The sequence below is a fragment of the Steroidobacter flavus genome (genome assembly GCF_042651805.1).
Lineage (GTDB): Bacteria > Pseudomonadota > Gammaproteobacteria > Steroidobacterales > Steroidobacteraceae > Steroidobacter > Steroidobacter flavus.
The window spans coordinates 615,544-634,552 of the sequence record NZ_JBHSDU010000003.1 but is presented as its reverse complement, the minus strand read 5'-3'; the positions used below and the strand labels follow the sequence as shown (position 1 = coordinate 634,552).

Genomic DNA, 19,009 nt, shown 5'->3' with positions numbered 1-19,009 from the left:
ACAGGCCCTCGTCTGGCCACCAACTCCATTCGATTGTGAAGTGATTGTTATGAGCGGCGATCCGTTCCAGGTTCATTTTCATCCCAAGCTGGGCGTGGTGATCTACGACCCCGTGGCTCAGATGGGCCTGGCCCGCGAACAGATGCGCTTGTTCAAGGTCGGCTCGATGACCTCCAGCACTTTCATGCGTGGGATCGTCAGCAAGGATTTGAACCCCTGCGAAGGTGAGTCGGCTGACCAGAGCGCCGCCGCGGTCGAGTCGTACCGGACTGCCCGCACCGGCCGTCGCAAGCCTTACTGCGAATCGTGCCGTCGCCACTACGGCTCGGTGGATTTCGCGGTCTGCAGCGATTGCAACGCCATCCGTTGCACCTGTGGCACGTGCAGCTGCGCGTCCAGCTCGCGTCGTCGCAAAGCTGCGTAAACTTTCAGCAGCTGAGATAATCGAAAGGCGCCGCTTGCGGCGCCTTTTTCACATATGAACATCTTCCGTGTCTTCACCATCGAGGCTGCGCATCGCCTGCCGAACGTTCCGGCGGGTCATAAGTGCGCGCGTCTGCACGGGCATTCGTTTCGTATCGAGCTGCACGTGAGCGGCGAGGTCGATGCGGTGACCGGCTGGGTGATGGATTTCGCCGATGTGAAGGCCGCCTTTCAGCCCATCTACGACCGGCTCGATCACCACTATTTGAATGAGATCGAGGGGCTGGAGAATCCCACCAGCGAGAATCTGGCGCGCTGGGTGTGGCAGCAGGCCAAGCCGGTGCTGCCGCTGCTGAGCAAGGTCGTGATTCACGAGACTTGCACCAGCGGCTGCGAATATCGCGGCGACTGATCAGCTCGTCGTCAGCGACGCGAAGGTCGTCTGGATATCGCTGAGGCTCACCGGCTTCACCAGGTGTGCTTCGAAGCCTGAATCGGCCGAGCGTTGTTTGTCCCCTGCCAATCCGTAGCCGGTCACCGCAATCAGTCGTGCCTGCGGGATCAGCGTCTTCAAGCGACGCGCCACTTCATAACCATCCATTTCTGGCAGGCCGATATCCAGCAGCACGAACTGCGGATTGAAACTGGCGGCTTGTGACAGCGCCTCCGCGCCGGAATAGGCCGTCAGCGTGGCGTGATCTTCGAGCTGAAGTAACAGCGCGAGCGAGTCGGCGGCGTCGCGATTGTCATCGATGATCATCACGCGCGCCGGGCCGCCGCTATCGGCCGTTTCACCCGTCGACGGATCGGATGTTTCGTTCGCGAGCGGCATGCGCAGCGTGAATGTCGAGCCGTGTCCAGCGCCGGGACTGCTGCCCGTCACGCTGCCGCCCTGCATTTCCATGAGCATGCGGCACACGGCGAGCCCGATGCCCAGCCCGCCTTGCGAGCGGTCCAGCGTGCGCTCGCCCTGGACGAACAGCTCGAACATGCGGGGGATCAGCTCGGGCGGCATGCCGATGCCATTATCGGCGATGGTAACGATCGCTGCGTTGTCCTCGATCAAGGTTCGCACGCGAATCTCGCCGCCGGGCTCGGTGTACTTGACCGCATTCGTCAGCAGGTTCGCGATGCATTGAGCCAGGCGCACTTTGTCGGCATTCACCCAGAGCGGTTCCGGGCACATGCTCAAGGTGAGCCGATGTTTCTTTTCCTGAAGCAACGGCTGCGTGGTCTCCAGCGCGATGTCGATGCACGACTGTAAGGTGAGCCGTTCGCGGTTGATCTCGATGCGGCCTTGCGTGATGCGCGACACGTCGAGCAGATCGTCCAGCAAGTGGCCGAGATGACCGATCTGGCGCTCCACGATGCCGATCAGCGATTGTTCCTTCTCATGATTCACCAGGCGCGACAGCGCTTGGGCGGCGTTACCGATCGCGGCGGCGGGATTGCGCAGCTCGTGGCTCAGCATCGCGAGGAATTCGTCCTTGCGTTCGTTGGCTTCGCGCAACCGCTTTTCGCTCGCGCGGTAGCGTGCTTCGCTGTGTCTGAGTGCCGCTTCGGTCCGCTTGCGCTCGGTGATGTTGGTGCCGGAGCCGACCACGCAGTCGGGCCCCATGGGAAACAAGGTGATGAAGAAATCCTGGTCGCGGTACTGCGCTTCGTAACGAACGAGTTGCCTCGTCTGTAGCACCTGAGCGCACTTGGCGATCAGCCGGCTGGCTTGTTCCGGATCGAACATCTCCGTTAGACGGCAACCGAGCAACTGCTGGCGGTTGTGGCCAAGCAGCTCGAGTGCATTGGTGTTTGCATCCCGGTATTGCCAGTCGACGATGGTTTCGCAATCGCGCACGGCTTGAAGCACGACGAACAATTCGGTGGGATGCTCGAAGATGGCATGCAGCTGCGCATCGCGTTCGGCGAGGGCGCTGGCGTGACGCTCCTCCAGATCGTTGCGCGCCTGTGTGAGCGATGAGTTCAGTGCCTCGAGATGACGTCGTCGCTGATGCAGCTCGGTCAGTACCGTGACCTTGGTGCGAAGAATCTCCGGCACCACGGGCACGGAGATGTAGTCGATGGCGCCGACTTCATAGCCCTTGAGCTGATCCAGTTCGGTGAGATTCATGCCGGTGACGAAAATGATCGGCGTGCGCTCCCAACGGGGATGTTCGCGGATCACGCGGGCGGTTTCGAACCCGTCCATGTCGGGCATGTTCACGTCGAGCAGAATGAGCGCGAACTCCCGGGTCAGCAGCTGCTTCAGCGCTTCTCTACCCGACAATGCGCGTACACACTCGACCTCCAGACCGGCAAGCACGGCTTCATAGGTCAGCAAGCGGGCGGGCTGGTCATCGACCAGCAGGATGCCAGGACGGTGCCGGGCTTCAGCCGATGCTGGAGCGGGCCCGACGCTGGCGGAGGCGTCGGGCGTCGAGCCGGTGTCGGTCACCTGGTTCATTCGCGCACTGGATACACCCGGTCGTCTCGAAGCGGCGACCCACTTTATTAATGGCGTTCAGGAGGTCTCGGCAGCCAGACCGGCCGAGCGCAGATTGTGAATGCTCTGGAGCGGCGGAAGTTCCAGCGGCGGCCGCCGGCTAGAGCAAATCGCGAGCCCGGTACCAGAGCATGGCCAGGACCAGCGCCGGCATGCGAAGCAGCTCGCCGCCGGGGAAATTCCGGTGCTTCAGGTGGGTGAACAGGTCGAAACGCTCGGCCTGCCCGGCGATAGCCTCGGCCGCCAGGCGGCCGGCGATGCCGGTGAGCGCGATCCCGTGCCCCGAGAACCCCTGTAAATAATAAACATGCGGGGCCAGACGGCCGAAGTCCGGGGCGCGGCTCATGGTGATGTCGACATACCCGCCCCAGGCGTATTCGACCCGCACGTCGGCCAGCTGAGGAAACACTTTGAGCATGCGCTTGCGGGTCGCGCTGGCGGTGTTGAACGGGTCCAGGCCGGAATAGCTGACCCGGCCGCCAAACAGCAACCGAGCGTCCGCCGACCGCCGGAAGTAATCGAGCACGAAGTTGATATCCGTGACGGCGATGTTCTCACGCATGAGTCGTTGCATGCGCGCTTCGCCAAGCGACTCGGTCGCGACGATATATGTGCCCACCGGCATGATGCGTGAACGCAGCGACGGCACGAGCGTGTTCAAGTAGGCGTTACAACAGAGCACCACGAACTTCGCTTTGACGCGGCCGGTCGCAGTGCTCACGACCGCAGGCTGGTCGTAGCTGATGTTTGTAACGAGCGAGCGCTCATGGATAGCGACACCCGCGGCGCTCGCTGCGGCAGCGAGGCCCAGCGTGTAATTCAACGGATGCAAATGTCCGCCGCCGCTGTCGTAGAGACCGGCGGAATAGCGTTTGGTCTCCAGCAGCGATTCGACTTGGGCACGTTCCAGAAATTCGAGCTGGCGATAACCGTACGTTTCCTCGGCTTCGCGCTTCTCGTGCAGCAGTGCGTCGCGTTGACGCGGCTTGATGGCGACGTGCATCTGGCCCCAATGCAGGTCGCAATCGATGTTGTATCTGGCGACCCGATCGCGGATCAGTTGCAGGCCTTCCAGCGAAATGTCCCACATCCGCTTCGCGTTCTCGGCGCCGACCTGCTGGACCAGCTTGCTCTGGCCGCTGGCATAACCGCCGATGGCCTGACCGCCGCTGCGACCGGATGCGCCCCAGCCGATGCGCTGTCCCTCGAGCAGCACAACCTTGTAGCCGCGCTCGGCCAGATCGAGTGCGGTCGAGCAGCCCGCGATGCCGCCGCCAATGACGCAAACGTCCGCGGTCACATCGCCTTTGAGCTGGGGATGCTCAGGCGCGGGGTTTGCGGAAGCCGCGTAGTAGGAGACGGCAGTGTTGGGATCCGTGGTCAAATCGTGCTCCAGGCAGAGTCTCTATCTTACGGTTTTCCGCGACCGTGCGTCTTTCATAGGTAGCCAGTCCATTGGGGATCGAACGCATGATCAAAAGGGCTCTCGTTGCTTCGCTGCTGTCACTGATGGCGGCGACTGCCGGCGCGTCGTTGCCGCTCGCGTCGGCGCGGCATATCTCGTTCGAGACGGACCAGGGCACCTGGATGGCGCCGGACGTTGCGCCCGACGGCAAGAGCATCCTGTTCGATCTGCTGGGCGACATCTATTCCATCGGCAGCAGCGGCGGTCAGGCACGGCTGGTCCTTTCCGGACCGGCCTTCGACGCCAATCCCGTGTTCTCGCCCGATGGCAAGCAATTCGCGTTCATCAGCGATCGGTCCGGTGCCAGCAATCTGTGGATCGCGAACTCGGACGGCAGCAATCCGCGACAGCTCTCGCAGGATGAGGGGGCGGTTGTATGGACTGGACCGAGCTGGTCGCCCGATGGCCGCTATGTCTATGCGTCGCGCATGGTGCATGCGACGCTGGCGTTCGAAGTCTTTCTGTTCAACAAAGACGGCGGTCTCGGCACGCAGGTGACCAAGGCGAAGCCGTCGGGCACGGAGGACTTCGACAATCGGCGCAATGTATTGGGCGCGGTGATCTCGCCCGATGGTCGCTACATGTATTTCTCTTCAAAGGGTGGCACTACCTGGACCGAGAAGGAGCCGCCGCAGTGGTCCATCACGCGTCGCGACCTGCGCACCGGTAAGGACGAGGAGATCGTCCAGTCGCTCGGTGAAGCGTTGCAGCCGGCGGTTTCTCACGATGGTCGCAAGCTGGTGTACGCCAGCCGCCATCTCAACGACACGGGTCTGCGCATTCGCGATCTGAGCTCGGGGGACGATCAATGGCTGTTGTATCCCGTCGATCGCGACGGACATGACGGCGGTTACTACGCGAATCTGCTGCCGCGTTACACGTTCACCTCGGATGACCGGGCGCTCATTCTGAGCGTCGGTGGCAAGATCAAACGGCTGGAGCTGGCGGGTCGCAAGCTGAGCGATATTCCTTTTACTGCGAAGGTCGAGCTGGATATCGGCCCGCAGACTCGCGTCGAGCAGCATGAGGAAACCGGTCCGGTTCGAGTGCGAGTGATTCAGCGGCCAAGGCAGTCGCCGGATGGTCGCTCCGTCGTGTTCTCCGCGTTGGGTCAGTTGTATCTGCTCGATCTGCAAGCGAATGCCAGGCCCCGCCCACTCGCCGCAGGCTATCAACCCTCCTGGTCGCCGGACGGTCGCACGATTTCATTTGTGACTTGGAATCCTCTCGAGGGTGGGCAGGTGTGGACCCTGTCGGCGCGCGGACGCAGCGCTCCGAAACAACTCACGAAAGAAGCGGCGTATTACACCGAGCCTGTGTTCTCGTCGGATGGCAAGAGCGTGCTGGCGCTTCGTGCGAGTCACTACGATCGATTGCGCACGCGATCGGAGATCGATCCGAGTCGCGCGACTGACATTATTCGTTTACCGGCCGGCGGCGGCGATGCGCAGCTCATTGCTCATGCTCACGGTGCCCGCTTTCTCGATGTCGGTCGCGAGCCGAATCTGATTCGTTTCTTCACTCCCGAAGGCGTGAAGACGCTACGGACCGATGAGCCTTCATCGGAGCCGCGCCGCGTCGTGGTCATTCTGTCGCGTCATCCCTCGCAGTATGTTGACGGCCCCGCGCCGGTCGACGAGGTGCGACTCAGTCCCGATGGGCAGTGGGCACTGGCGAAGGCCGCTTCGCAGCTCTATCTGGTCGCTGTGCCGCCGTCGCTGGGTGAGGAGCCGGCGGTTGTTAATTTGCTGAGCCCGGCCACGAAGGTCGTGAAGCTCACGGCGGTCGGCGCGGACTATTTCGGCTGGGCTGACGAAGGGCGCACGATTACTTGGTCGGTGGGCTCGTCGTTCCGTCGCGTTTCGTTGAGCAATGTGACTGATGCGGAGAAGTCCGCCGAGCGCTTCGACGCGGTTGTTGAGGTTAAGCGCGATGTGCCGGAAGGTACTGTCGTGTTACGCGGCGCGACGGTGATCACGATGCGTGGCGATGAGGTCCTGCCCAACGCCGATGTCGTGGTTGTGAACAACAAGATCGTCGGCGTCGGCGCTCAGGGCAGCGTGCAGGTGCCAGCGGGTGCGGTTGTGCGCGATGTTTCTGGCAAGTACATCGTGCCGGGGTTTGTCGATACGCACGCGCATTGGGCGGAGATCCGGCGTGACATCCTCGAGCCAAATCAGTGGCCGTTCCTGGCGAATCTCGCTTACGGCGTGACATCAGGTCTGGATGTGCAACCGTTCACCGTCGATGTCTTCGGTTATCAGGACATGATCGATGCCGGTTTGATGCTGGGCCCCCGTGCTTATTCCACCGGGCCAGGCGTGTTCGTGAGCAGCGAGATTCACTCCGAAGCCGATGCGCGCAACGTGCTGACGCGTTATCGCGATTACTACCGGACCCGGAATATCAAGTCGTACATGGTCGGCGGGCGGCAGGAGCGGCAGTTCATGATTCAAGGCGCGAGCGCGCTGGGGATGATGCCGACGACCGAAGGCGCGAGCGATCTGCGTCTGAACTTGACTCATGCATTGGACGGGTTCGCCGGTAACGAGCACGCACTGCCCATATCGCCGCTCCATAAGGATGTGGTCGAGTTGTTCGCCAAGAGCCGTATCTCCTATACGCCGACGATCAGCGTGTTGTATGGGGGTAAGCCGGCGTTATATGAAATGACGATCGGTCATGTGCCGCAGGGGGATGCGAAGGTGCAGCGGTTTATCCCCGGTGGGTTGCTCGATGTTAAGACGCGCACGCAGAAGTGGACGCGTCATGAGGATCAGACTTATCCGACCTTCGCGGCGGATGCATTGGCGATTCAGCGCGCGGGCGGGTTGGTTGGTGTGGGAAGCCATGGTGAGATGCAGGGCATCGGCTATCACTGGGAGTTGGAAGCGTACGCATCGGGCGGCGCCACGCCACATGAAGTGTTGCGGGCGGCGACGATTGGGTCGAGTGAGGTGATCGGGCGGGCGACCGAGATCGGCAGCATCGAGCCGGGCAAGTTTGCGGACCTGCTGATTCTGGATCGCGACCCGCTGGCGAATATCACGAACACGAATTCGTTGCGCTTCGTGATGAAGAACGGGCGGATGTACGACGCGAATACGCTCGATGAGGTTTGGCCCCGGGAGAAGAAGCTCGAGCGGCAATGGTTCTGGAGCGACGCGCCCGACATGACCCGCTGATCGAGGGCTGCCGCGAGCCGGCTTGCGGCTCGGCGCGTGCTCGCTCGTTTACACCTCGATGCCATGGCGGGGTCTTGCTTGAGCGCGTCAGAGACAAATCAGTTTGCGCAGGACGTGCTTGCGGCGAGCGAGCCCACCACATTGGTGTCGCATCGGTCGCAGCTGGTCGGGTTTCTGAGGCGCAAGCTGGGGTGTGCCGCGAACGCCGAGGATGTGGCACAAGAAGCGCTCGAGCGCGCACTCCGGGCCAGTCGAGAGCAGCCGATCAAGTACCCTAGGGCGTTCCTGTTCAGAATTGCCGCGAATCTCCTGGTCAATCACGCCCTTGCCACGAAGCGGCGCCGAGCTACGCTCGAACGTGCCAAAGAGCTTCTGTGCGCCGATCTGGAGCAGCAGACGCCGGAGCAGGAGCTGGCCGAGCGGCAGCAAGTGGCACGCATGAAATGCCTCGTGTCCGAGCTGCCGGAACAGACACGTCGGATTCTTTATATGAGTCGCTGCGAAGGAATCTCGCAGAGTCAGATCGCCCTCCAGCTCGGCATTTCCAAGACGGCGGTCGAGAAGCACATGCGTCGTGCCATGGCGCGTCTGGCGCCGCTCCGGCAGGATGCGCCGTGAGCGAGACAGAACTGGACGTCATCGCCCAACGCTGGGTCGTCAGGCTCGCCTCGCAAGACATCCGCGATGAAGAGCTGCATGCCTTCGAGACCTGGCTGGCGGGCTCGAGCGCCCATCGCGAGGCGTTCGACCGCGCGAGGCGCACTTGGTCCCGGCTCGGCGATGTGTTCACAGAAGAGCGCCCCAAGATCAAGCAAACCGTGGCGTTGAGACTCGCAGCCGCCGTCGCGGCGCTGGCTGTGGGGCTCGCGTTCGTTATCGATGGGACGCCTCCCGACGTGGCGAGCGTCGTCGGTGAAGTAAAGAGCACGATGTTACCGGACGGTTCTATGGCGGTTCTCGACAGCGGATCCGCGATCGAGGTCGAATTCACCGCCGCGGAACGGCGCATACGGTTGCTACGAGGCAGCGCCTGGTTCGATGTGAAGCGCAATCCGGACGTGTTGTTCGTGGTTGAGGCGAACGATGTTCGAGCGGTGGCGAAAGGGACTGCTTACGCCGTGACGCGCCTGGATGACGGCGCGATTGTTCAAGTCACCCACGGACGTGTGGAAGTCAACGTCAGAGGCGATGCGCTCACGCTGGCCGCGGGCGAAAAGCTCACTGCCTCGAGCGAAGCGGTGACGAGAGAGCCGGGCTCGGACAGCGCCGTGGCCTGGCATCGAGGCCGCATAGAAATAGAGAACGCCTCGCTGCAGGACGCCCTGGCGATCATCGATCGCTACCGTCGGGGAATGATCTTGAGCCTGGGTTCGCTGCCGGACAAGAAGGTCAATCTCGCGATCGACGTTGACGAGAGCGAGCGCGGATTGGAGTCGCTTGTGCAAGCGCAAGGCTTGCGCACCATCGCCCTGACTCCGTGGCTGACGTTGGTAATGCGGCCGTAAAGCGATCCACGCGGGAAAAATTTTTCGCGGGGACGGGTTAGGCGTTCGGTCGTGACCTTTGTCTTAACACCCGATCGATACAGTGGGTGTGAGATCGAGGTGATTCATGACGACTTTCGTAGCCGGGCGCGGGGCCCGATGGGCCTGTGGGGCGGCGATCGCGCTGTCGTTGTTGACGCAGCCGGCCGGGGCGCAATCCAAGCCGCCCTCCGCGGCGATCTCTCCGGAAGAAATGAGCTTTGATGTGCCTGCCGGCCCGCTGGCGGCGGCCTTGGCTCGATTCGGAGAACAGGCGCATCTGCAATTCGTGTACGAATCCAAAACAGTTCAGGGGATGCGCAGCGAAGGCATTCGGGGGCGTATGTCCATCGACGGTGCGCTGACGCGGTTGCTGCAAGGTTTGAATGTCAGCTATCGATATCTTTCCACCGGCGCTGTCACGATCGAGCCGAAGCAGACCAACGACACTCGCGTGCTGGGGCCGGTTCGCGTCGAGGGCGCGGAGCAGTCGCCTCATTTCGGTGAGGCCGGTCGGGCCGCCGGATTGAATGGCATAAACGGCTCGCGCGACATCACCGCGACTGAGGGAACCGGGAGCTTTACCAGCGGTGCGCTCACCGTTGGCAGTAAGGCGCCACAGGCGCTCAAGGATGTGCCGCAGTCATTGTCCGTGCTGACGAGCGAACGAATGGAGCAGCAAAACGTCACGGACTACACCGGCGCGCTGAGGCAGCTTCCGGGAATAACACTGGTGCAGGGCGCGACCAGCATCGAGAACACTTTCTATTCGCGCGGTTTCGCGATCACGAGTATTCAAGTGGACGGCGGCGCGCCGCTCTCGACGCTCATGGACTTCTATCCGCAGATCGATATGTCCATCTACGATCATGTGGAGTTACTGCGCGGCGCGGCGGGGTTGTTCAATGGCTATGGCGATCCCTCGGGCACGGTCAACCTTGTGCGCAAGAAGCCGCTCGACAACGCGCAGTTCAAGATGGACGCGCAGGCGGGAAGTTGGAACAACTATCGTGTGGTCGCCGATGCGAACTCGCCGCTCGCGCTGGAAGGGAAGTTGCGCGGCCGGTTGATCCTGACCTATCAAGATAATGACTATTTCTACGACACGGCCAAGGACAACAAAGCGCTGATCTACGGTATCGCTCAGCTGGATGCGACGCCGACCACGCTGGTCACAGGCGGCATCAGCTACACGCGGCAGGACAGCGTCCCGTGGCAGGGTGGTTTGCCTTTCTATCAAACAGGCGGGGATCTCGGGCTACCACGGTCGACTTGTCTGTGCTTTCCATGGAATCGTTGGGACTTCGAGACGACCGAGATCTTCGGTGGTGTCGAACAGAAGCTCGGCGATGCTTGGACTCTCGACATCGATCTCACACGCAATCGACAGCAAAACAGCAAGAAGCTCGGCTACAGCCAGGGCGGAGTGAACCCGAACAACCTGCGAGGCCCGATATTGACGGGCACCTACAACGACTACGCCAGCGACCAGCTCTCGACGGAAGTGGTGCTGAGCGGCGCGTTCACTGCGTTCGGTCAGCGGCAGGAAGTTACAATCGGCGCCAACCGGGTCAAGAGCGATGGCGCGGGGCGCATGGGCTATATGAGCCTGATCTCGGGCACCGCGGCCGCGCCTTACCAGCCCTACGCGGGCGGACCCAGCTTCTATTCGGGCTCTCCCGACGGCTCTCAGCCCCCAATCGATGTTTTCAATTTCGATCCGGCCGGCCTGCTCTACTCCGAGCCGCGCAATCCATTGCGGAACGTCTTCTATCCCGTGTACGACACCGTTCAGTCGAGCGCATATCTGAACCTGCGCCTCACTGCTTTCGATCGGCTCCACCTCACCACGGGGTTGCGTTGGAGCCGCTACGAGTTTGCGAATGTGCGGGAAACCTATTGTAGGAACACGACGGGCGCTTGCCTTGGAATGCAGGTCGGCGATGTCTATTCGGTTGCGCGCGAGGGCTTTCGCGACGAGGATGTGAGTTGGCCGCCGGCGGCGAGCCTTTCTTTCGACATCACGAAATCCCTGAGCGCGTATCTGGGATATACCGACATCTACATCAGTCAAGGCCGCAACCTCGATGTAGATCATCGGCCTCTGCCTCCTGTCACCGGCTCCAATTGGGAAGCGGGTTTCAAATGGTCGCCGCGCGACGGCCGGCTCAATGTTACGTTGGCCGCTTATCGCATCCGGCAGAAGGGATTCGGCATGTTTTCCCCGGATGCGCCTATCGTGGAAGTGTCGCCGGGCGTTGTCTGTTGCTACCTCGTCGATCCCGACCGGCTGGAGCTGAGCGACGGCGGCGATCTCGAGGCGACGGGCGAGCTGCTGCCGGGCTGGCAGCTGTCAGCCAGCTACACTTATGACGAAACCAAGCGGGAAGGCAGCTATTACGGCAGGGACGAGGGCAAGCCCATTGTCTCGATCCAACCGAAACATCTGTACAAGCTCTGGACCAGCTACGACTTTGGCGCGGCGGGGCATGGAGGCGTGCTCGCCGGGCTGACTCTCTCGGCCGGCATCAACGGCCAGTCCTCCGGATATTACAGCGGTTCGATCTGCGTAAATCTGAATCCGAATACGCCGCCCGATCCGATCACTGGCGCGCAGCCCTGCGTTTCCTCCGCTCCTCCGGACCGAGTGGATTATTCCTTCACCGTGGCGTCCTACGCAGTTGTCGCCGCGCGGATCGACTACCGCCTCTCCGACAAGTGGTCGATGGCGCTCAACATCGAGAACCTGTTTGACAAAACCTACTATCAAACGGTCTCCGGGTCGCCGATCGGCGGAAATTGGTACGGCACTCCGCGCTCCGCCACGGTGTCGGTGCGAGGAAGCTGGTGATGTCCGATTACACAGACGATCAGTTTTTGCCTAGAGAGGCAGCCCGCGCCGTCGCCGCGAGCGCGCCAATAGATGCGCCGGACGGTGCCGAACCTGTCGAATATTGCTACGAGCTGATCAGATCGGCGTGCCGGAAAGTGGCGGCGAAGCGTAAGGATGAGATGACGAACGCAGAGGCGGCAGCGCACGCGTCCTTCATCGAATGGGCGAACTCAGGTGAGCTTACGCCGGCGGCCATCGAGGAGATTGAAGCGGAACGGCTGGCGCAAATGCCTTCGGTCATGGTCCTTACAACGGAATCCTTCGACGCTGCATTCCAGGCGTTTCCCGAGCCAACCATCGTTTATTTTCACAAGCCGCGAATCGGTGCGCCGGATGCATGCCTGCCAATGCAGCGGCTCGCCCAAGAGGTCAGCCCCTATGGGCGAGTGGCAAGAGTCGATTTGATCCGCAACTATGATCTCGCCAGGCGCTTCATGATCCTGCTCAGCCCCGAGCCGCTGTTGTTGTTCGATGTGAACGGTTCACTGAAAGGTTATATGAGCGCCGAGGAGCCGTACGAGACGATCGCCGCCTGGTTCGAGCCATACGTTGCAAAGATGCGGCGGATGATGACAGACCCGGAAAAGCTCGCGCGATTGGAGCAATGGCGCATGCAAAGGAGACGTGGCGAACTGTGATCGTATGACTCAGCACGTTCGCGCGTACCACGCATATTCCAGCGGGCTGACGTGCGACTCGAACGCCTGCAACTCGCCGCGGCGGGTCGTTACAAACAGACGGTGGAATTTCTCGCCGAGGTAGTCGCGTAACACGTTGCTGGATTCGAACTTCAGCGCGGCCTCGGGCCACGTGATGGGTAGCGTGGTAACGGCATCACGATATGCGTTCCCCGCTACCGGGGAGCCTGGATCGAGGTTGCGTTGTAAGCCGTGGTGGATGCCGGCGAGTACCGCCGCAGTTAGCAAATAAGGATTCGCATCCGCGCCGGCAACGCGATGCTCGATGCGCCGGTTCTCTGGGGTGCTGGCGGGGATGCGCAGAGCCACGCCGCGATTGTTCACGGCCCAGCTGGGATTGAGTGGTACGTACGACTCCGATCGATAGCGACGATAAGAATTCGCCGTCGGTGCGAAGATCAGCATGGCGTCCGCCATCGTCGCGGCAAGCCCGCCGATCGCATGTTTCAACGAAGCGCTTCCGGTGGGATCTTCGGACGCGAAGATGTTGCGACCGTCCCGATCGAGCATGCTCACATGAATGTGAGCGCCGCTGCCGGCATGATCCATGTAGGGCTTCGGCATGAACGTCGCTTCCATGCCGTGACGAGCCGCCACGCCTCGTACCAGTCGCTTGAAGCGGATGGCTTGATCGCAGGCGAGTAGCGCATCGGAAGAGTGATGCAGGTTCACCTCGAACTGCCCCGGGCCGTACTCGGCCAGCGCGGTCCCGGAGGGAATCTGTTGAATCTCACAAGCGGCGGAGATCTCGGCGAGCACCGCCGAGTATTCATTCAAGTCCACCATCGAGTTGATCTGCGTTTGATATTCGCGGCGACCAGTCTGTGGCAGGCGAGGCGGTTGCGCGCGGCCATCCACTGTTCGCTCCGTGTCGAGCAAGTAGAACTCCAGCTCGATCGCCACGACCGGCGTCAGCCCCAGAGCAGAGAAGCGCTTCAACACCGAAGCGAGCACATGCCGAGGGTCGCCATAAAAAGGCGAGCCGTCGTGATCGACCATCGAGACCTGCAGCTGCGCGAGGCCTTCGCCCGGTCGCCAGGGCACAGGAACCAGCGTGCCGTCGATGGGCAGGCAGCGGCGGTCGGCGTCTCCTTCGTTGAAGCCGAGGCCGGTTTCCTGAATCGTGCCGCCGAGCACGTCGAGCGCGAACATCGACCCGGGTAACAGGAAGCAACCGTGGTACATCCCGGGCAGCTCGGCCACAGTCACGCGCTTGCCGCGCGGAATTCCACACAAGTCCGCGAGCAGTACATCAATAAAGCGCGTATGGGGGTGTTGCTGCCGGAAGGAGGTCAGCTGCACAGAGGGGTCAGTGACCGCCATAAGGGATTACCTGTTTAAGATTTGGAGGCGCATCGGGCGTCCCGCAGGCGCCGGCCCGGCAGCGAGGATAGCCAGTCCCAAGGACGGCCGGCAAGGGGGCGGACAGCAAAGTGGCTCATATAAGCCATTGAACATAGAGGGTTTCATCCCCATCATCCAATCCCGGACGGGCGGCCCGGCCCCGGTTGTGGTTAAATGATGCCTCGCGACCTGGCCATCGATCTGGCCGGTTGTTAAAGATCTTAAACGTGTCAACTCGTAGGCCCCTTATCGGTATTCCGGCGGACAGGCGTCTGCTGGGCCACCATTACTTCCACTGCGTCGGCGAGAAATACATCGCCGCGGTGGCGGAAGGCGCTCAAGCGGTGCCGGTCCTGATTCCTTCGTTGGGTGACGGATTGGAAGCGCGTGAGCTGCTCGCGGACTTCGACGGCATCCTGCTGACCGGCAGTCCGTCCAACGTTGAGCCACATCGGTACAACGGACCGGCCAGCGATCCGGGCACGCTGCACGACGCGTATCGGGACGCGACGACGCTACCGATGATTCCGCGAGTGGTCGAAGCGGGCTTGCCGCTGCTGGCGATCTGCCGGGGCTTTCAGGAGATGAACGTCGCGTTCGGCGGCACGCTCTGGCAGAAGCTGCACGAAGTGCAGGGCTACCGGAATCATCGCGAGGACACGGAAGCGCCGCTCGATGAACAGTACGGCCCGGCGCATGACATCGAGCTGACACCGGACGGGCTGCTCGCGCGGCTGTCGGGCGAGCAGCGATTGAAAGTGAATTCATTGCACTCCCAGGGAGTGCAGACCTTGGGCAAGGGTCTCGTGGTCGAGGCGCGTGCCCCGGATGGAGTGATCGAAGCGTTTCGGGCGGCGGATGCACCGTCGCTCGCGCTCGGGCTGCAGTGGCATCCCGAGTGGAAGTTCAAGGACAACCCTTTTTCGCGTGCGCTGTTTGCCGCTTTTGGCGAAGCCGCGCGCGAGCGTGCCCGCCAGCGAGCGGCAAGGTGATGTATGAGCGCCATTCAACAATTTTTCAAAGAACACGGCATTTCAGAGTGTGAGGCAGTCATTCCCGACATGGCCGGCGTGCCACGCGGGAAGGTGATGCCGGCGGCGAAGTTCGCCGAAGAAGAGGGCATGCGATTGCCCGAGAGCATCTTCTTGCAGACGGTCACCGGCGATTATCCGGATGAAGAGCGCGCCATCAGCCCGTCGGAAATCGACGTGGTGATGAAGGCCGATCCCAGCACCGTTCGTGTCGTGCCGTGGGCGGCCGAGCCGACCGCTCAAGTGATTCACGACAGCTTCTATTCCGACGGGCGCCCAGTGACGATGGCGCCGCGCTACGTGCTTCAACACGTGCTCGAGCTGTATGCCCAGCACGGTTGGGATCCGGTCGTCGCGCCCGAGCTCGAGTTCTATCTGGTCGAGCCGAACACCGACTCCGACTACCCGTTGAAGCCGCCCATCGGCCGCTCGGGCCGTCCGGAAGTGGGGCGTCAGTCGTATTCGATCGCCGCGGTCAACGAGTTCGATCCGCTGTTCGACGACATGTATGCGTTCTGCGAAGCGCAGGACATCGAGATCGACACGCTGATTCACGAAGACGGCGCGGCGCAGATGGAAATCAATCTGCTGCACGGGAATGCGTTGTCGCTCGCCGACCAGGTGTTCCTGTTCAAGCGCACGGCGCGCGAAGCGGCGCTCCGTCACAAGATGTATGCGACGTTCATGGCGAAACCGATGGCCCGCGAGCCCGGCAGCGCCATGCACATTCACCAGAGCATCGTGGATCGTCGCACCGGCAATAATGTGTTCAGCGACGCCGAAGGCCGTCCGTCGCCGCTGTTCTTTTCTCATATCGCGGGCCTGCAGAAGTATTTGCCCGCGGCCATGTCGCTGTTCGCGCCGAACGTGAATTCCTATCGGCGCATCACGCGGCATTACTCCGCACCGATCAATACACAATGGGGTTATGACAACCGGACCGCGGGACTACGCGTGCCGGTGGCGAATCCCAAAAACCGTCGTGTCGAAAACCGGATCGCCGGTGCCGATGCGAATCCCTACCTGGCCATCGCAGCTTCGCTGGCGTGCGGCTATCTCGGCATGGTCGAAGGACTCAAGCCGAGCGAGCCCATCACCGGCAGCGCGTATGACTTGCCGTTCTCTCTTCCCCGCAACATTGAAGATTCGCTGCGGCTGCTGCGTGACTGCCGGCCGTTGATCGAGATCCTCGGCGAGCGTTTCGTCATCGCCTACGCGGCCGTGAAAGAGAACGAATACGAAACGTTTTTGCAGGTGATCAGCTCCTGGGAGCGCGAGCATCTGCTATTGAATGTGTAATCAACCACCATGAGTTATTTCCGCCGTTTCAGATAAATCCATCATGGCGTCTTCCATTCCGGATCGCAGTACCAGCGAGTGGCAGGCGCTCGATGCCGCCCATTACATCCATCCATTCACCGACCACGCGGCGCTAAGTAAGAAGGGCACGCGGGTCATTACCCGCGCCGAGGGCGTGTACTTATATGAGTCCGGCGGCCGTCGCATTCTCGACGGCATGTCCGGGCTGTGGTGTGTGAACCTGGGCTACGGCCGGCGCGAGCTGGCCGACGCCGCTTACCAGCAGCTGCAGGAGCTGCCGTACTACAACAGCTTCTTTCAGGTGGCCCATCCGCCGGCCATCGAGCTGGCGCGGTTGCTGTCAGAAGTGACGCCGCCGCAGTTCAAGCACGTGTTCTTCACCGGTTCAGGTTCGGAAGCGAACGACACCGTCGTGCGCACCGTGCGTCATTACTGGAACGTGCTCGGCCAGCCCGAGCGCACGGTCATCATCAGTCGTCACAATGCTTATCACGGCAGCACCATGGCCGGTGCCAGCCTGGGCGGCATGAAGCCCATGCACGAGCAGGGCGGCTTGCCCATTCCTGGCATCGTGCACATTCGTCAGCCGTACTGGTTCGGCGAAGGCGGCGAGCTGTCGCCCGAAGAGTTCGGTCGGGTCGCGGCGCGGGCCCTCGAAGAAAAGATCCTGCAGATCGGGCCGGAGAAAGTCGCCGCCTTCATCGGCGAGCCCATTCAGGGAGCGGGCGGCGTGATCATTCCGCCGTCGACCTACTGGCCCGAGATCCAGCGCATCGTCGATAAATACGGCATTTTGCTGGTCGCCGACGAGGTGATCTGCGGCTTCGGCCGCACTGGCCGCTGGTTCGGCTCGGAATATTTCGGCATCCGGCCGGACTTGATGCCCATCGCCAAAGGCCTGTCTTCGGGGTATTTGCCGATCGGCGGCGTGATGGTCGGCGACCGGGTGGCCGAGGTCATGACCGTCAAGGCCGGCGAGTTTAATCACGGCTTCACGTACTCGGGGCATCCTGTGGCCTGCGCGGTCGCCTGTGCCGCTATCAAAATCCTGCGTGACGAGCGCATCGTTGACAGGGTTAACGATGACGTCGGTCCGTACTTGCAACGGCGCTGGGCTGAACTGGCTTCCCATCCTTTAGTGGGTGAAGCACGGATCGTCGGGCTGATCGGCGCGCTCGAACTGGTCAAGGACAAAGCCAAGCGCCTGAACTTCCCGGATCCCGGCGACGTGGGCGTCATCTGCCGGGACCTGTGTATCGCCAACGGTCTGGTGATGAGAGCGGTGCGTGACACCATGATCATTGCACCGCCTTTGGTCATCACGCATGCGCAAATCGACGAGCTGGTCGAAAAGGCACGCGCCGCTTTGGATCAGACCCAGCAAGAGCTACACCGGCAAGGTAGGTTGTAGCCCACGCCCCCGCTTCTGCGTTACGCTCCCGCGCAACAACCAACGTTGCGGGGAGTATTCCTGATGAGTAGGGCGTTCAACAGTTCACTGCGCGCCGGGCTGGCCGTTACGACGATCGCTCTGGCGGTTGCTGCCTGCGGCAAGAAGGAAGAAGCAAAACAGGCCGACGCCACGGGCGCCGCCGCCGCCGAAGAAAAGGTCCTCCACGTTTACAACTGGTCGGACTACATCGCCGAAGACACCATCAAGAACTTCGAGGAGAAGACCGGCATCAAGGTCACCTACGATGTCTTCGACTCCAACGACATGCTCGAGACCCGCCTGCTGGCCGGCAATTCCGGCTTCGACGTGGTGGTGCCGTCGGCCTCGTTCCTGGAGCGCCAGATCAAGGCCGGCGTGTTCCAGAAGCTGGACAAGAGCCAGATCCCGAACCTGCAGCACATGGATCCGGACATTCAGCAGCGCGTCGCGCTCCACGATCCGGGCAACGAACATTCCGTGACCTACCTGTGGGGCACCACGGGCATCGGCTACAACGTCGAGAAGGTCAAGAAAATCCTCGGCGACAAGCCGCTCGATTCCTGGAACCAGATTTTCGATCCCAAGGAAATCGCCAAGTTCAAGGACTGCGGCATCTCCGTGCTGGACGCGCCGGATGAAATCCTGAAAGTGGTGCTGCAATGGATGGGCCGCGATCCGAACAGCCAGAAGGACGAGGACCTGACCGCCGCCGCCGAGAAGCTGCAGCTGATCCGTCCGTACATCCGCAAGATTCACTCCTCGCAGTACATCGACGATCTGGCCAACGGCGATCTGTGCATCGCCATCGGTTGGAGCGGCGACATCCTGCAGGCGCGCGACCGCGCCGCCGAAGCCGGCCAGGGCGTGAAGATCGCGTACTCGATTCCGAAGGAAGGCACCATCGTGTGGTTCGACATGCTGGCCATCCCGACCGATGCCAAGCATCCGAAGAACGCGCATGCCTTCATCAACTATCTGATGGAGCCGCAGGTTGCCGCCAACAACTCCAACTTCGTGAACTACGCCAACGCCAATGCCGCGTCGTTCGCGATGGTGAAGGACGAAGTGAAGAACGATCCGGGCGTGTATCCGACGCCGGAAGTGAAGGCCAAGCTGTTCCCGTCGCTGGCTTACGGCGAGCAGGCCACTGCCACGATGGCGCGCCTGTGGCAGAAGTTCACCACCGGTCAATAACAAA

The 19,009-nt window shown here is 61.8% G+C and carries 14 protein-coding genes; 11 read left to right on the top strand and 3 right to left on the bottom strand.

What is annotated here, in order from left to right:
- Window positions 1-49 precede the first annotated feature (49 nt).
- Both ACFPN2_RS08275 and queD read left to right on the top strand, forming a co-directional pair.
- A complete protein-coding gene (locus ACFPN2_RS08275; protein WP_380596137.1) occupies window positions 50-424 on the top strand; it encodes a hypothetical protein in 375 nt (124 codons plus the stop codon).
- A gap of 54 nt (window positions 425-478) precedes the next feature.
- Window positions 479-835, top strand: coding sequence for a 6-carboxytetrahydropterin synthase QueD (gene queD / locus ACFPN2_RS08270; protein WP_380596136.1), 357 nt, complete (start codon window positions 479-481; stop codon window positions 833-835).
- Here queD and ACFPN2_RS08265 read toward each other — a convergent pair whose 3' ends face one another.
- Both ACFPN2_RS08265 and ACFPN2_RS08260 read right to left on the bottom strand, forming a co-directional pair.
- Window positions 836-2,881 (bottom strand): response regulator, encoded by a 2,046-nt coding sequence (locus ACFPN2_RS08265; protein WP_380596135.1) that lies wholly within the window; start codon window positions 2,879-2,881, stop codon window positions 836-838.
- Between the two features lie 139 nt (window positions 2,882-3,020).
- Window positions 3,021-4,304, bottom strand: a complete 1,284-nt coding sequence (locus ACFPN2_RS08260; protein WP_380596134.1) for an NAD(P)/FAD-dependent oxidoreductase — start codon at window positions 4,302-4,304, stop codon at window positions 3,021-3,023.
- Between the two features lie 86 nt (window positions 4,305-4,390).
- On the opposite strand from ACFPN2_RS08260, the gene ACFPN2_RS08255 reads away from it, so the two are divergent.
- The 5 genes from ACFPN2_RS08255 to ACFPN2_RS08235 all read left to right on the top strand — a co-directional run bounded on the left by ACFPN2_RS08255 (window position 4,391) and on the right by ACFPN2_RS08235 (window position 12,624).
- Window positions 4,391-7,570: an amidohydrolase family protein gene (locus tag ACFPN2_RS08255; protein ID WP_380596133.1), complete on the top strand. Its 3,180-nt coding sequence runs from the start codon at window positions 4,391-4,393 to the stop codon at window positions 7,568-7,570.
- Window positions 7,571-7,648: 78 nt separating this feature from the next.
- Window positions 7,649-8,188: an RNA polymerase sigma factor gene (locus ACFPN2_RS08250; protein WP_380596132.1), complete on the top strand. Its 540-nt coding sequence runs from the start codon at window positions 7,649-7,651 to the stop codon at window positions 8,186-8,188.
- Complete coding sequence (locus ACFPN2_RS08245) at window positions 8,185-9,075, top strand: FecR family protein (protein ID WP_380596131.1); 891 nt, start codon at window positions 8,185-8,187, stop codon at window positions 9,073-9,075. The genes ACFPN2_RS08250 and ACFPN2_RS08245 overlap by 4 nt, the downstream gene beginning before the upstream one ends.
- Before the next feature lie 106 nt (window positions 9,076-9,181).
- On the top strand, window positions 9,182-11,944 hold the full coding sequence (locus ACFPN2_RS08240; protein ID WP_380596130.1) for a TonB-dependent siderophore receptor: 2,763 nt from the start codon (window positions 9,182-9,184) through the stop codon (window positions 11,942-11,944).
- Window positions 11,941-12,624: a YbbN family protein gene (locus ACFPN2_RS08235; protein ID WP_380596129.1), complete on the top strand. Its 684-nt coding sequence runs from the start codon at window positions 11,941-11,943 to the stop codon at window positions 12,622-12,624. Before ACFPN2_RS08240 ends, ACFPN2_RS08235 begins: the two co-directional genes overlap by 4 nt.
- A gap of 9 nt (window positions 12,625-12,633) precedes the next feature.
- Here the strand turns inward: ACFPN2_RS08235 and ACFPN2_RS08230 are convergent, their stop codons facing one another.
- Entirely contained in the window at window positions 12,634-14,007 is a 1,374-nt protein-coding gene (locus ACFPN2_RS08230; RefSeq protein WP_380596128.1) for a glutamine synthetase family protein, read from the bottom strand.
- A gap of 248 nt (window positions 14,008-14,255) precedes the next feature.
- Here ACFPN2_RS08230 and ACFPN2_RS08225 point away from each other — a divergent pair, with 248 nt between their 5' ends.
- The 4 genes from ACFPN2_RS08225 to ACFPN2_RS08210 all read left to right on the top strand — a co-directional run bounded on the left by ACFPN2_RS08225 (window position 14,256) and on the right by ACFPN2_RS08210 (window position 19,005).
- The gene (locus ACFPN2_RS08225; protein ID WP_380596127.1) at window positions 14,256-15,020 is read left to right on the top strand and encodes a gamma-glutamyl-gamma-aminobutyrate hydrolase family protein; all 765 of its coding nucleotides are present in this window, start codon (window positions 14,256-14,258) and stop codon (window positions 15,018-15,020) included.
- Between the two features lie 3 nt (window positions 15,021-15,023).
- A complete protein-coding gene (locus ACFPN2_RS08220; protein WP_380596126.1) occupies window positions 15,024-16,358 on the top strand; it encodes a glutamine synthetase family protein in 1,335 nt (444 codons plus the stop codon).
- A gap of 43 nt (window positions 16,359-16,401) precedes the next feature.
- Window positions 16,402-17,790, top strand: a complete 1,389-nt coding sequence (locus ACFPN2_RS08215) for an aspartate aminotransferase family protein (protein WP_380596125.1) — start codon at window positions 16,402-16,404, stop codon at window positions 17,788-17,790.
- Between the two features lie 63 nt (window positions 17,791-17,853).
- Window positions 17,854-19,005, top strand: coding sequence for a polyamine ABC transporter substrate-binding protein (locus tag ACFPN2_RS08210; protein ID WP_380596124.1), 1,152 nt, complete (start codon window positions 17,854-17,856; stop codon window positions 19,003-19,005).
- Window positions 19,006-19,009: the final 4 nt, after the last annotated feature.

Coding starts and splice junctions, on each gene's coding strand:
- ACFPN2_RS08275 (WP_380596137.1), top strand. CDS start 50: ATGAGCGGCGATCCGTTCCAGGTTCATTTTCATCCCAAGCTGGGCGTG.
- queD (WP_380596136.1), top strand. CDS start 479: ATGAACATCTTCCGTGTCTTCACCATCGAGGCTGCGCATCGCCTGCCG.
- ACFPN2_RS08265 (WP_380596135.1), bottom strand. CDS start 2,881: ATGAACCAGGTGACCGACACCGGCTCGACGCCCGACGCCTCCGCCAGC.
- ACFPN2_RS08255 (WP_380596133.1), top strand. CDS start 4,391: ATGATCAAAAGGGCTCTCGTTGCTTCGCTGCTGTCACTGATGGCGGCG.
- ACFPN2_RS08240 (WP_380596130.1), top strand. CDS start 9,182: ATGACGACTTTCGTAGCCGGGCGCGGGGCCCGATGGGCCTGTGGGGCG.
- ACFPN2_RS08230 (WP_380596128.1), bottom strand. CDS start 14,007: ATGGCGGTCACTGACCCCTCTGTGCAGCTGACCTCCTTCCGGCAGCAA.
- ACFPN2_RS08220 (WP_380596126.1), top strand. CDS start 15,024: ATGAGCGCCATTCAACAATTTTTCAAAGAACACGGCATTTCAGAGTGT.
- ACFPN2_RS08215 (WP_380596125.1), top strand. CDS start 16,402: ATGGCGTCTTCCATTCCGGATCGCAGTACCAGCGAGTGGCAGGCGCTC.
- ACFPN2_RS08210 (WP_380596124.1), top strand. CDS start 17,854: ATGAGTAGGGCGTTCAACAGTTCACTGCGCGCCGGGCTGGCCGTTACG.